Below are 12,319 nucleotides of genomic sequence, written 5' to 3'. Positions count from 1 at the left end.
TAAATAGTCTGGTAATAATGGCGAGAAGGTCACACCCGTTCCCATACCGAACACGGAAGTTAAGCTTCTCAGCGCCGATGGTAGTTGGGGCACGCGCCCCTGTGAGAGTAGGACGTTGCCAGGCTGTTATTTGGAGGATTAGCTCAGCTGGGAGAGCATCTGCCTTACAAGCAGAGGGTCGGCGGTTCGATCCCGTCATCCTCCACCATAATTTTTTCGCGATAGCGAAAATAATCATCATTATTCGCCGGTTTAGCTCAATTGGTAGAGCAACTGACTTGTAATCAGTAGGTTGGGGGTTCAAGTCCTCTAGCCGGCACCACTTTTTTAGTATGAGCCATTAGCTCAGTCGGTAGAGCATCTGACTTTTAATCAGAGGGTCGAAGGTTCGAGTCCTTCATGGCTCACCATTTAAAATGAATATGCGGGTGTGGCGGAATTGGCAGACGCACCAGACTTAGGATCTGGCGCCGCAAGGCGTGGGGGTTCGACTCCCTTCACCCGCACCAAAATTTTTCGAGATAGTAAAATAACTTGCCATAATGCGGAAGTAGTTCAGTGGTAGAACACCACCTTGCCAAGGTGGGGGTCGCGGGTTCGAATCCCGTCTTCCGCTCCATGATTGCCGGGGTGGCGGAACTGGCAGACGCACAGGACTTAAAATCCTGCGGTAGGTGACTACCGTACCGGTTCGATTCCGGTCCTCGGCACCAATGTTTTTTACAATAACAAAATAACATTGAATATAATGCGCCCGTAGCTCAATTGGATAGAGCGTCTGACTACGGATCAGAAGGTTATGGGTTCGACTCCTTTCGGGCGCGCCATTTAAAATACGGGAAGTAGCTCAGCTTGGTAGAGCACTTGGTTTGGGACCAAGGGGTCGCAGGTTCGAATCCTGTCTTCCCGACCATTGACTTCTTAATTAATTTTGGGGCCTTAGCTCAGCTGGGAGAGCGCCTGCTTTGCACGCAGGAGGTCAGCGGTTCGATCCCGCTAGGCTCCACCATATCAATAATATATTTGGCGGTGTAGCTCAGCTGGCTAGAGCGTACGGTTCATACCCGTAAGGTCGGGGGTTCGATCCCCTCCGCCGCTACCAAATATTATTATTTTAGAACTTTTAAATTGGACCTTTAGCTCAGCTGGTTAGAGCAGACGGCTCATAACCGTCCGGTCGTAGGTTCGAGTCCTACAAGGTCCACCAGTAATTTTGTATAATATGGAGGAATACCCAAGTCCGGCTGAAGGGATCGGTCTTGAAAACCGACAGGCGGGTTAAACCGCGCGGGGGTTCGAATCCCTCTTCCTCCGCCATATTATTTTTGAATTAAATAAATTTTACCGTCGCGGGGTGGAGCAGTCTGGTAGCTCGTCGGGCTCATAACCCGAAGGTCGCAGGTTCAAATCCTGCCTCCGCAATTCGGTCTGGTAGTTCAGTTGGTTAGAATGCCTGCCTGTCACGCAGGAGGTCGCGGGTTCGAGTCCCGTCCAGACCGCCATTTAAATGGAAATGGCTCAGTAGCTCAGTCGGTAGAGCAAAGGACTGAAAATCCTTGTGTCGGCGGTTCGATTCCGTCCTGAGCCACCATTTATTATAAAAATTTAATAGCTTTCTATGGCGGCTGTGGCGAAGTGGTTAACGCATCGGATTGTGGTTCCGACATTCGAGGGTTCGATTCCCTTCAGCCGCCCCATCAAATGCGGGTGTAGTTTAGTGGTAAAACCTCAGCCTTCCAAGCTGATGTTGTGAGTTCGATTCTCATCACCCGCTCCAAAATGGGCCTATAGCTCAGCTGGTTAGAGCGCACGCCTGATAAGCGTGAGGTCGATGGTTCGAGTCCATTTAGGCCCACCAGAGTTTTTAGTGATAGCAAAGTAACTAAACATTATTCCGCAGTAGCTCAGTGGTAGAGCTATCGGCTGTTAACCGATCGGTCGTAGGTTCGAGTCCTACCTGCGGAGCCATATAGAGAAGTACCCAAGTGGCTCAAGGGGCTCCCCTGCTAAGGGAGTAGGTCGGGTAACCGGCGCGAGGGTTCGAATCCCTTCTTCTCTGCCATATAAATTAAATAATCGGCCCCTTGGTCAAGCGGTTAAGACACCGCCCTTTCACGGCGGTAACACGGGTTCGAATCCCGTAGGGGTCATACAAAAAAACTGATGATATATTGTCATCAGTTTTTTTGTATTAAAGATTTTAAAATGTATAATGGATGAAAAAGAATAGTCTTTTTTAATGTTAATTTTAAGATAGGACACTGTTTTTAAAATGATATAGAAGACACGGCAATGCAAAAAAGTGCTGCTGAATCTGCAATAACCCTCATAGAGGACACAGGACTGGAAAAGATGTGCAGTCGAGTCTGCAATACCCCCGATAGAAGACCTGGTTAAGCTAAAAAGATGCCACTGAGTCTGCAATACCCCCGATAGAGGACACGGTACTGGCAAAGTAAACCTGCTGTGTCCGCAATAACCTTCCATTGAGGGCACAGCAAGGCCAAAAAGGCACATCCGAGTCCGTTATACTGTTTTATTACACCCGGGACTCAGAAAAGGATAGGGCACTGTTTTTAAAATGATATAGAGGACACGGCAGTGGCAAAAAAAGTGCCGCTGAATCTGCAATAACCTTCATAGAGGACACGGGAGTTGAAAAGATGTGCAGTCGAGTCTGCAATACCCCCGATAGAAGACCCGGTAAAGCTAAAAAGATGCCACTGAGTCTGCAATAACCCTCATAGAGGATACGGCACTAGCAAAGAAGTGCAGCCGAGTCTGTAATACCCCCGATAAAAGACACGGTACTTGCAAAGTAAATCTGCGAAGTCCTCAATAACCTTCCATAGAGAATACAGGAAGGCCAAAAAGGCACATCCGGGCCCGTTATACTGTTTATTACACCCGGGACTCAGAAAAAGAGAGATTATTCGTAATAAGTCCATTTCCCATATCCTGTTACCGTAAAGTTTCTCTGCAGTACCCTATTAATTCTCTTTTTAGACCCAACCCCGCCACACCAATCATGAACAATATTTGTAGTAATCTTTAAATTTGGAAACAATAGCTTAATTTCCTCAACACTACGTAGGATGGCAGACTCAATCCTTTCGTCATATCCGCATCCAATACAAACTAAGCACCTATTATCTGCTGAAATTGCTAGTTCAAACGATCTGCAACCTGCACAAATAAAACCTTTTCGGCATTGATTGTAGTCATAAACTGGGTGTATTGAATAAGGTGTTTCGTTTGATGCAAAGAGACTAGTTTTTCAGCTAGCATCCTATGCCGATTGTTAAGTTTTGACGGAAGCTTATTTAATTTTTTCATGAACTGATTCAGCTGTGTAGGAAAAATGAAAGGCAGATTTTGAGGAGCTTGGTATAAAGTAAACTCGGGGTCAACAAAAACAGCGAAAGACTCAACGGGAAAATTATATCCAGATTTCTGCATGAGCTGGCGAAACAATGTGGAACTTCTGTTCAACTGATCCAATGGATTCGGATATACCCTGCCGGATAACGATTCCAATCTATCAGTTTTATAAATAAAGTCACCTTTATGGTTTTTCACATCTAATAAGATAAATTGGTTCCTGATAAATGATTGTAGTATCAATCTGGAAACTTGTATTGTTACTCTTAAGCAGCAAATCATTTAAAACATAGCACTCATTTTGAAGCTTTTCGGTTAATAAATCAAAATTTACTTCACCTTCATATCCTTTTTCTAGGTTGAAGAGATGCCTTTTTTCTTGCTCTGATAATTCCATTCGTATGTTTAATATTCTAAGCCTCTTTAATTCATCTGACTCCACACGGCCTTTAAATGCCATATCATACGTCCTCTCTTTGGTAAGAACTCTAACTACATCATAATAAAAAATCCGTTACAGTAAAAAGAAAAGTGTGAATTTTTTGTTAACATTTGAAATTTTATTTTAGGATAATTTCACGCTAACTGAAACGGTATTATTATTTCAGAATAGCAATATGCACCTCTTATATATAACAGAAAACAGTGACAACGCTTACAAATTCAAGATTGTACTAGCACAAGGGATTATCCAATTTTTGAAAAATAAATAATAATTTTTGCTTCTTTTCACAAAAAAACTTTATATTTTTTTGTCGAATACCGAAAGATAAATCGTTGTTTTCTGTCGAATACTGTCGAAAAAAGTAGTATCATGACAGCAATTAGGGGTTATTGTCAGAAAAGATAAAAAAGTTTTACGAGGAATATTATTCATTTGCACTTATAATTGGTTTTTGAAATACATATTTTCAATGGGGATGAGGAGAGCCATGACAGTGAATACATTGTTTCCGACTGATTATCAGCTGCACTTATTTCACGAGGGAAATTTTTTTCAAAGTCATCAGCTTTTTGGCGCTCATATCTTGAAGAATTCCGATAAAGTTTATACACGATTTTGCGTATGGGCCCCGAACGCCACGCAAGTAAGGCTCACGGGGGATTTTAATAACTGGAATGGTGAAGGGTATGATCTGCAAAAGGTAAATGACGAAGGGGTTTGGATTATCATCATTAATCAAGACCTCGAAGGAAGTGTTTATAAGTATGAAATCTTAACACAATATGGTGAAACGCTGCTTAAAGCTGATCCATTTGCCTTTTATTCTGAATTGCGACCGAACACTGCTTCTATCGTTTATTCCTTAAACAATTATCAATGGCAGGATAATCAATGGATGAATCGGAGAGCAACCCGAAAGTTGTTATCCGAACCTGCCGTCATCTATGAAGTTCACTTAGGTTCTTGGAGGAAAAAACCCAACGGTGATTTCCTTACCTATAAGGAACTTGCTTCAGAGCTTATACCTTATGTAATCGAACATGGCTTTACACATATAGAAATTCTACCCCTCGTTGAACACCCTCTCGATGCCTCGTGGGGCTACCAAGGAACAGGGTACTTTTCGGTTACCTCCAGATATGGAACACCCGATGAATTCCGCTATTTTGTAGACCAGTGCCATCAGAATGGTATTGGTGTCATCCTGGATTGGGTTCCAGGTCATTATTGCAAGGATGCCCACGGTTTATATCGTTTTGACGGTACACATATTTATTCCTACCATTATGAGGGTGACAGGGAAAATGCGGTATGGGGAACCGCCAACTTTGACCTCGGAAAAGGTGAGGTGCAAAGCTTCCTCATTTCAAACGCCATGTTTTGGATGGATTATTTCCATATTGACGGTTTTCGTATGGATGCAGTCGCCAATATCATTTATTGGCCGAATGGTACGAGTGAAAAACGTGAAAATCCCTTTGGAATTAACTTTTTAAAAAAATTAAATCAAGAAGTCCACGAATATGATCCGCATTTTTTAATGATCGGTGAGGACTCTACGGATTTCCCTAATGTTACTGCCCCAGTCAGCTTCGGCGGCTTGGGATTTGATTATAAATGGAATATGGGCTGGATGAATGACATGCTTGAATATATGGAAACTCCGCCCTATTCACGGTCAAAGGTGCATTCCAAAGTGACTTTTTCACTTTTATATGCTTTTCAAGAAAACTTTATGCTCCCGTTTTCACATGATGAAGTGGTTCATGGCAAAAAGTCGCTCTTGGATAAGATGCCGGGTGAATACTGGGAAAAATTTGCCCAGCTAAGGCTTTTACTCGGCTTTATGTTTGCCCACCCAGGAAAGAAATTATTATTTATGGGATTTGAACTAGGGCAGTTTGCTGAGTGGAAGGATAAAGAACAACAAGATTGGAACTTATTGGAATATGATATGCACCGCAATTTAAACTCATATGTAAAAGTATTGACGAAGGTTTATAAGCGTTCGAAACCGCTATATGAGCTGGATCATTCGCATGATGGTTTTGAATGGATTGATGTTAATAACAGTGATCAATCGATTTTTTCCTTCATTCGAAAAGGAGAGAAAGAAGAAGATCATTTAGTCATTATTTGTAACTTTACTGGTGTCAGCTACCCGGCTTATAAGATTGGTGTTAATCATCTAGGAGAGTACCGGGAAATTTTAAATAGTGATCAACAAGAATATGGCGGAGCCGGATTGATTAATAAAAAGACAATCATGTCGTTAGAGGAACCGTTTCATGGTAAACCATATTCCATCAACTTAAAAATTGCACCATTTGGTATTCATATTATCAGACCGGTTAAAAAACGAAAGGAGAGAAAAGGAAATGGCAAAGAAAAAGTGCGTAGCCATGCTGTTGGCAGGGGGAAAAGGAAGCAGACTTAATTCGCTGACAAAGGATTTAGCGAAACCTGCTGTACCATTTGGAGGGAAATACCGAATCATTGATTTTACTTTAAGTAATTGCGCAAATTCTGGCATTGATACAGTTGGCGTTTTAACTCAATATCAGCCGCTTTTGTTAAATTCATATATTGGGATTGGCAGTGCCTGGGATCTTGACCGAAAGGATGGGGGGGTAACTGTTTTACCACCTTACGCTGAGTCTTCCGAAGTGAAGTGGTATACAGGAACAGCAAGTGCAATTTATCAAAATCTGAATTACCTGAAGCAATACCAGCCGGATTATGTATTAATTCTCTCAGGCGATCATATTTACAAAATGAACTATGAAAGCATGCTTGAATACCATATTGAAAAAAGGGCAGATGTCTCGATTTCCTTGATTGAAGTTCCATGGGCAGAAGCGAGCCGGTTCGGAATTATGAATACGAACGAGGATATGAGAATCGTAGAATTTGAGGAAAAACCAAGTGAGCCCAAAAATAATTTAGCATCGATGGGCATTTATATTTTTAGCTGGAATATACTGAAAGAATATTTAGAAATGGATGCTCGGAATCCAGATTCCAGCCATGATTTTGGTAAGGATGTCATTCCGCTTCTTTTAGAAGAAAACAAGAAGCTTTATGCTTATCCGTTTAAAGGCTATTGGAAGGACGTTGGAACAGTTCAAAGCCTTTGGGAAGCAAATATGGATCTATTAAACGAAGAATGCGATTTAGACTTATTTGATCATGATTGGAGAATTTATTCTGTTAATCCAAATCAACCGCCTCAATATATTTCACAGGATGCGATTGTAAAAGAGTCGCTCATTAACGAAGGATGTACGATTGAAGGGGAAATAGATAAATCGGTTCTTTTCCAAGGGGTAACAGTTGGAAAAGGCTCTTCCATTAAAGAATCTGTTATTATGCCAGATGCGGTCATTGGAAATAACTGCCTGATTGAAAAGGCGATTGTTCCTTGTGATGTGCAAGTGCCGGACGGGACTGTCATTCGTTCCTTCGATGATGAAATTATACTAGTGACCCAAGAAATGCTTAGCGGGTTATACCCTGCATATTAATGAACTAGAACAATCACAGTGGTGCCAGGAGAGAATCAGCAATTCTTATTAGAAATCAGGAGGGACTAGAGTCGTGAAAAGAAAGCTATTAGGCGTCATTGATGCCACCACATACCATGAGGATTTGGAAGATTTATTAACGCACCGTTCACTGGCAGCACTGCCGTTTGCAGGCCGGTATCGCATCATTGATTTTGTACTTTCGAATATGGTCAATTCCGGTATTCGAAGTGTGGCTATTTTTCCAAAAATGCAATATCGCTCCTTAATGGATCACTTAGGGTCGGGGAAAAATTGGGATTTGAACCGAAAACGTGATGGACTTTTCTTCTTCCCATCACCGATTGTTGATAATGACGGAAATAAAATAGGGTCGTTTGAACATTTTGCGGCCAATATGGACTTTTTTAAGCGAAGCACGCAAGAATATGCGATCATCTCCAATTGCTATACGGTTTTTAATATGGACTTTAGACCAATTCTTGATTGGCATCGCCATTCTTCCTGTGATATTACCGAAATCCATCATGAAAATGGCAGTTCAATGGAAATGTATTTAATTAAAACCTCGCTCTTAATAAAATTGCTAGAAACGAGAAACGAGACGGGTTACACCTGTATGAGAGACGTTGTTCAAGATTTCGATCATCAGTACACAGTCTGCCACTATGATTACAACGGCTATGCCGTCATGATAGATTCAATTGAAAACTATTTTTCGACTAGCATGAATTTACTTAAGACAGATGTCTGGAAGCAATTATTTTTGAAAGACAGCCCGATTTTTACGAAGGTTAAGGATGAGCCGCCTACGAAATACGTTAAAGGATCCTTTGTAAAAAATGCAATGATTGCAAACGGGTGTGTAATCAGTGGAACAGTGGAAAACAGTATTATCTCCCGTGGTGTTAAAATTGGGAAGGGTGCAGTCATTAAAAACAGCATTATCATGCAGAAATGTCAAATTGAAGATAACTGCTATTTAGATTCCGTTATTTTAGATAAAGATGTAAAAATAGAAGCTGGTACTCATTTAACCGGAAGTGCCCGTTCTCCATTTGTAGTACGTAAAGGGATGAAACAAGGAGCGTTGATGAACTCGTGAAAGTATTATTTGCCGTGTCTGAATGTGGACCATTTGCTAAATCGGGAGGTCTTGCAGATGTTGCAGGATCCCTTCCAAAAGAGTTAAAAAGTCTGGGAACGGATGTTAGGGTTATTCTCCCTAAATACGGAACCATTTCTGATGATTATAAGAATGAAATGAAAAAAGTAAAGGAATTCACTGTTCAGGTCGGCTGGAGAAATCAATATTGCGGTATAGAGGAGCTCACCCATCAAGGCGTAACCTTCTATTTTGTCGATAATGAATACTATTTTAAAAGAGAAGGTCTTTATGGGTATTATGACGATGGTGAACGATTTGCTTATTTCAATCGCGCTGTCCTTGAAGCAATTGCAGAGCTTAATTTTTTCCCTGATGTCCTTCACTGCCATGATTGGCATACTGCAATGATTCCTTATCTTTTGAGATCGGAATATTACAAAAGAAAAGGTTATGGTCTAATCCGAACTGTGTTTACAATTCATAACCTGCAATTCCAAGGAATCTTTCCAAAGGAAGTTTTGGGAGATTTGCTTGGAATGGATTATCAATCCTTCCATCCAGATCACTTAGAGTTTTTCGGGAATGTCAACTTTATGAAGGGTGCACTCGTTGCAGCCGATACCATTACAACAGTTAGCCCAACCTATAAAAGTGAAATTCAAACTGCAACCTATGGTGAAAAACTGGAAGGTCTTTTGAAAGCTCGAAATGAAGACCTTTTGGGGATTTTAAATGGAATTGATGATGACTTCTATAATCCATCAATTGACCCTTTAATTTTTCAAACCTATACAGTAAATAATCCTGAAAAAAAGGTAATTAATAAAAGGGAGATTCAAAAGCTATTCGGCTTATCACAATCTGTAAATACCCCTTTGATGGTCATGATTTCTAGGTTAACTAAACAAAAAGGGCTGGATCTTATCAAATGTGTCCTTAGAGAAATTCTGCAAGAGGATATTCAGGTTATAATTCTTGGAACCGGTGACTATGATAATGAGGAACATTTAAGGCAGGCTGCACGTGTCTACCCAGAGAAATTAAAGGTTCATACTGGCTTTGATGAAGGACTCGCACATAAGCTTTATGCTGCGGCAGACTTATTCCTAATGCCATCCCTGTTTGAACCTTGTGGACTGGGACAGTTGATTGCAATGAAATACGGGGCAATTCCGATTGTTCGGGAGACAGGAGGGTTAAACGATACCGTAAAATCCTGGAATGAAGTCACCGGGGAAGGAAATGGCTTTTCCTTCAGCAATTTCAATGCCCATGACATGCTCTACACGATTAGAAGAGCCTTAAGCTTTTACCATGATCGTGAAACTTGGGAATCCCTTGTTAAACAGGCGATGGAAATGGATTATAGCTGGGCCCAATCAGCATTTAGTTATAACCAGCTCTATGCAGAGCTTATCACTAGGAGTGAAACCCATGTTTTCTAATACGTCTGAGTTTAAAGAATCCTTTTTAAATAGACTTGAAATGGTATGTGGAAAAAGTTTCTCGGAAAGTACAGCGAGAGATCAATACCAAACACTCGGAAATATGATCCGCGAATTTGTCAGCAATGATTGGATTTCCACCAACGAACGTTATCATGCGGCAAAGGGCAAGCAGGTTTATTACCTTTCGATTGAGTATTTATTAGGAAAATTGCTAAGGCAGAATTTAATTAACCTTGGGATTGAGGAAATCGTTCAGGATGGCCTTCAGCAATTGGGGATTGATTTGAGCGGGCTCGAAGAATTAGAAGCAGACGCAGGCTTAGGGAATGGCGGTTTAGGAAGATTAGCCGCCTGCTTTTTAGATTCGCTTGCGTCGCTAAATTTGCCTGGACACGGCCACGGTATACGGTACAAACATGGCCTTTTTGAACAGAAAATTGTGGATGGCTACCAAGTCGAACTGCCAGAACAATGGCTGCGGAGCGGCAATGTATGGGAAATCCGCAAGGCTGATTTGGCGGTTAAGATTCCTTTTTGGGGTAAGGTCGAAGTAAGGATGGAAAATGGGCGTCACGTGTTTCAACATTTGAATGCTGAGACGGTAACCGCTGTTCCTCATGACATGCCTGTAATCGGGTATAAATCAAATACCGTTAACACATTAAGGCTATGGAATGCTGAGCCAGCACAATTTCCGTTTCATGATGATATTTTAAAATACAAACGGGAAACAGAAATGATTTCGGAGTTTTTATATCCAGATGATACCCATGATGATGGGAAAATTTTAAGGCTCAAGCAGCAATATTTTTTAGTTTCGGCAAGTCTCCAGTCCATTCTGAAAGCGTATCGAAAACAACATGGAAGTTTACATAGGCTTCATGAAGATGTTTGTATTCATATTAATGATACACACCCAGTACTAGCGATTCCTGAGTTAATGAGGATTTTAATTGATGAAGAGGGCATGGATTGGGAGCAGGCATGGCATATTACGAAAAATACCATCTCTTACACAAATCATACAACCTTGTCAGAAGCATTAGAGAAGTGGCCTATTCATATTTTCCGCCCCTTGCTGCCAAGGATATATATGATTGTGGAAGAAATTAATGAACGCTTTTGCCAGGGGCTTTGGGAGCAGACCCCAGGTGATTGGGAACGGATCAGAAGTCTTGCTATATTAGCTGATGATTACGTGAAAATGGCCCATTTAGCCATTGTAGGTAGCTTTAGTGTAAATGGTGTGGCAAAGCTGCATACAGAAATTTTAAAGAAGCGGGAAATGAATCAATTTTATCAACTGTTTCCTGAGAAGTTTAACAATAAAACGAATGGAATTGCCTACCGGCGATGGCTGTTAAAAGCAAATCCAAAATTATCGGCTTTGATTACAGAATCAATAGGTTCCTCTTGGACTTATACTGCAGAAGACCTTGCTAAATTACTTAAATATCAAAATGACCAACCATTTTTAGACCAGCTGCAAAAAATTAAAAATGAAAATAAACAAAGGCTGGCAGATGTTATTTTTGAAAAAACTGGGGTTACTGTTGATTCAGCAGCGATTTTTGATGTTCAGGTCAAACGCCTGCACGCCTATAAGCGTCAGCTTCTGAATGTATTGCACATCATGCATCTTTACAACCGAATTAAAGAGGATTCGAGCTTTACGATTACCCCAAGAGTGTTTATTTTTGGCGCCAAAGCTTCACCGGGTTATTACTATGCAAAAAAGATTATCAAATTAATTAATGCCGTCGCGGATAAGGTTAATCATGATCCAAAGATTGGAGATAAACTCAAAGTCATTTTCCTTGAGAATTATCGAGTTTCCCTTGCCGAAAAAATCTTTCCTGCAGCGGATGTAAGTGAACAGATTTCGACTGCGAGTAAAGAGGCATCAGGAACAGGAAATATGAAATTTATGATCAATGGAGCACTGACAGTAGGAACCTTAGATGGAGCTAATATTGAAATTCAAGAGCTGGTGGGCGGGGATAATATCTTTACGTTTGGTCTTACAGCAGACGAGGTTCTCCATTACTATCAACATGGCGGGTATCAATCCCTTGAATATTATCATCACGATTATCGTATTCGCCAGGCGGTCGATCAATTAGTGAATGGATTCTTCCCTGATGTTCATAATGAATTCGAGCCCATTTTTGATTCTCTTCTTGAAGAAAATGACCAATATTTCGTCTTAAAGGATTTTGCCTCCTATGCAGACATTCAGCGAAAAATAGGGGAAGCCTATCAAGATCAGCTGCATTGGCAAAAAATGAGTTTAACCAATATTGCTCGTGCAGGTTATTTTTCCAGTGACAGGACCATCAAAGAATATGCAAACGAAATTTGGAAAATTAAATCATTATAAGAAAAGGCTTCTGCTCGTGTGCAGAAGCCTCTT

Annotated in this window: 7 protein-coding genes, 21 tRNA genes and 1 rRNA gene; 27 read left to right on the top strand and 2 right to left on the bottom strand. The window is 41.0% G+C overall.

Annotated elements, in window-relative coordinates; all coding sequences use genetic code 11:
* Nucleotides 1–7 precede the first annotated feature (7 nt).
* The 22 genes from rrf to LC455_RS27390 all read left to right on the top strand — a co-directional run bounded on the left by rrf (nucleotide 8) and on the right by LC455_RS27390 (nucleotide 2,150).
* Nucleotides 8–124: ribosomal RNA gene (rrf, locus tag LC455_RS27495) — 5S ribosomal RNA — on the top strand.
* An 8-nt stretch (nucleotides 125–132) separates the two neighbouring features.
* Nucleotides 133–208 (top strand) — tRNA-Val (locus tag LC455_RS27490).
* Between the two features lie 38 nt (nucleotides 209–246).
* A tRNA-Thr gene (locus tag LC455_RS27485) sits at nucleotides 247–322 on the top strand.
* Between the two features lie 12 nt (nucleotides 323–334).
* Nucleotides 335–410, top strand: a tRNA-Lys gene (locus LC455_RS27480).
* A 14-nt stretch (nucleotides 411–424) separates the two neighbouring features.
* Nucleotides 425–509: transfer RNA gene (locus LC455_RS27475), tRNA-Leu, on the top strand.
* Nucleotides 510–544: 35 nt separating this feature from the next.
* Nucleotides 545–619: transfer RNA gene (locus LC455_RS27470), tRNA-Gly, on the top strand.
* A 5-nt stretch (nucleotides 620–624) separates the two neighbouring features.
* A tRNA-Leu gene (locus LC455_RS27465) sits at nucleotides 625–713 on the top strand.
* Between the two features lie 37 nt (nucleotides 714–750).
* Nucleotides 751–827, top strand: a tRNA-Arg gene (locus tag LC455_RS27460).
* Between the two features lie 9 nt (nucleotides 828–836).
* Nucleotides 837–913 (top strand) — tRNA-Pro (locus tag LC455_RS27455).
* Nucleotides 914–933: 20 nt separating this feature from the next.
* Nucleotides 934–1,009: transfer RNA gene (locus LC455_RS27450), tRNA-Ala, on the top strand.
* Nucleotides 1,010–1,025: 16 nt separating this feature from the next.
* Nucleotides 1,026–1,102: transfer RNA gene (locus tag LC455_RS27445), tRNA-Met, on the top strand.
* Nucleotides 1,103–1,130: 28 nt separating this feature from the next.
* Nucleotides 1,131–1,207: transfer RNA gene (locus LC455_RS27440), tRNA-Ile, on the top strand.
* A gap of 17 nt (nucleotides 1,208–1,224) precedes the next feature.
* Nucleotides 1,225–1,317 (top strand) — tRNA-Ser (locus LC455_RS27435).
* Between the two features lie 31 nt (nucleotides 1,318–1,348).
* Nucleotides 1,349–1,422: transfer RNA gene (locus LC455_RS27430), tRNA-Met, on the top strand.
* A 3-nt stretch (nucleotides 1,423–1,425) separates the two neighbouring features.
* Nucleotides 1,426–1,502, top strand: a tRNA-Asp gene (locus LC455_RS27425).
* Between the two features lie 13 nt (nucleotides 1,503–1,515).
* Nucleotides 1,516–1,591 (top strand) — tRNA-Phe (locus LC455_RS27420).
* A gap of 30 nt (nucleotides 1,592–1,621) precedes the next feature.
* Nucleotides 1,622–1,697, top strand: a tRNA-His gene (locus LC455_RS27415).
* A 6-nt stretch (nucleotides 1,698–1,703) separates the two neighbouring features.
* Nucleotides 1,704–1,777, top strand: a tRNA-Gly gene (locus LC455_RS27410).
* Nucleotides 1,778–1,781: 4 nt separating this feature from the next.
* Nucleotides 1,782–1,858, top strand: a tRNA-Ile gene (locus tag LC455_RS27405).
* 35 nt (nucleotides 1,859–1,893) lie between these two features.
* A tRNA-Asn gene (locus LC455_RS27400) sits at nucleotides 1,894–1,968 on the top strand.
* A gap of 3 nt (nucleotides 1,969–1,971) precedes the next feature.
* Nucleotides 1,972–2,062: transfer RNA gene (locus LC455_RS27395), tRNA-Ser, on the top strand.
* 16 nt (nucleotides 2,063–2,078) lie between these two features.
* Nucleotides 2,079–2,150 (top strand) — tRNA-Glu (locus LC455_RS27390).
* A gap of 1,015 nt (nucleotides 2,151–3,165) precedes the next feature.
* Here LC455_RS27390 and LC455_RS31815 read toward each other — a convergent pair.
* Nucleotides 3,166–3,663, bottom strand: a complete 498-nt coding sequence (locus LC455_RS31815; protein WP_317851487.1) for a nuclease-related domain-containing protein — start codon at nucleotides 3,661–3,663, stop codon at nucleotides 3,166–3,168.
* Nucleotides 3,566–3,841 carry a nuclease-related domain-containing protein gene (locus LC455_RS31810; RefSeq protein WP_317851488.1) on the bottom strand — a complete coding sequence of 92 codons (276 nt, stop codon included), beginning with the start codon at nucleotides 3,839–3,841 and terminating at the stop codon, nucleotides 3,566–3,568. Before LC455_RS31810 ends, LC455_RS31815 begins: the two co-directional genes overlap by 98 nt.
* Before the next feature lie 472 nt (nucleotides 3,842–4,313).
* Between LC455_RS31810 and glgB the strand changes: the two genes are divergently transcribed.
* The 5 genes from glgB to LC455_RS27360 all read left to right on the top strand — a co-directional run bounded on the left by glgB (nucleotide 4,314) and on the right by LC455_RS27360 (nucleotide 12,286).
* Nucleotides 4,314–6,263, top strand: coding sequence for a 1,4-alpha-glucan branching protein GlgB (gene glgB, locus LC455_RS27380; RefSeq protein WP_223595803.1), 1,950 nt, complete (start codon nucleotides 4,314–4,316; stop codon nucleotides 6,261–6,263).
* Nucleotides 6,205–7,350 (top strand): glucose-1-phosphate adenylyltransferase, encoded by a 1,146-nt coding sequence (locus LC455_RS27375; protein WP_223595802.1) that lies wholly within the window; start codon nucleotides 6,205–6,207, stop codon nucleotides 7,348–7,350. The genes glgB and LC455_RS27375 overlap by 59 nt, the downstream gene beginning before the upstream one ends.
* A 73-nt stretch (nucleotides 7,351–7,423) precedes the next feature.
* Complete coding sequence (locus LC455_RS27370; protein WP_223595800.1) at nucleotides 7,424–8,455, top strand: sugar phosphate nucleotidyltransferase; 1,032 nt, start codon at nucleotides 7,424–7,426, stop codon at nucleotides 8,453–8,455.
* The gene (gene glgA, locus LC455_RS27365) at nucleotides 8,452–9,903 is read left to right on the top strand and encodes a glycogen synthase GlgA (RefSeq protein WP_223595798.1); all 1,452 of its coding nucleotides are present in this window, start codon (nucleotides 8,452–8,454) and stop codon (nucleotides 9,901–9,903) included. The genes LC455_RS27370 and glgA overlap by 4 nt, the downstream gene beginning before the upstream one ends.
* On the top strand, nucleotides 9,893–12,286 hold the full coding sequence (locus LC455_RS27360) for a glycogen/starch/alpha-glucan phosphorylase (RefSeq protein ID WP_223595796.1): 2,394 nt from the start codon (nucleotides 9,893–9,895) through the stop codon (nucleotides 12,284–12,286). The genes glgA and LC455_RS27360 overlap by 11 nt, the downstream gene beginning before the upstream one ends.
* The last annotated feature ends 33 nt before the right edge of the window (nucleotides 12,287–12,319 follow it).

It is taken from the genome of Neobacillus bataviensis, assembly GCF_019969725.1.
The sequence above is the reverse complement of the archived record's forward strand: the minus strand, read 5'-3'. Positions and strand labels throughout refer to the sequence as shown.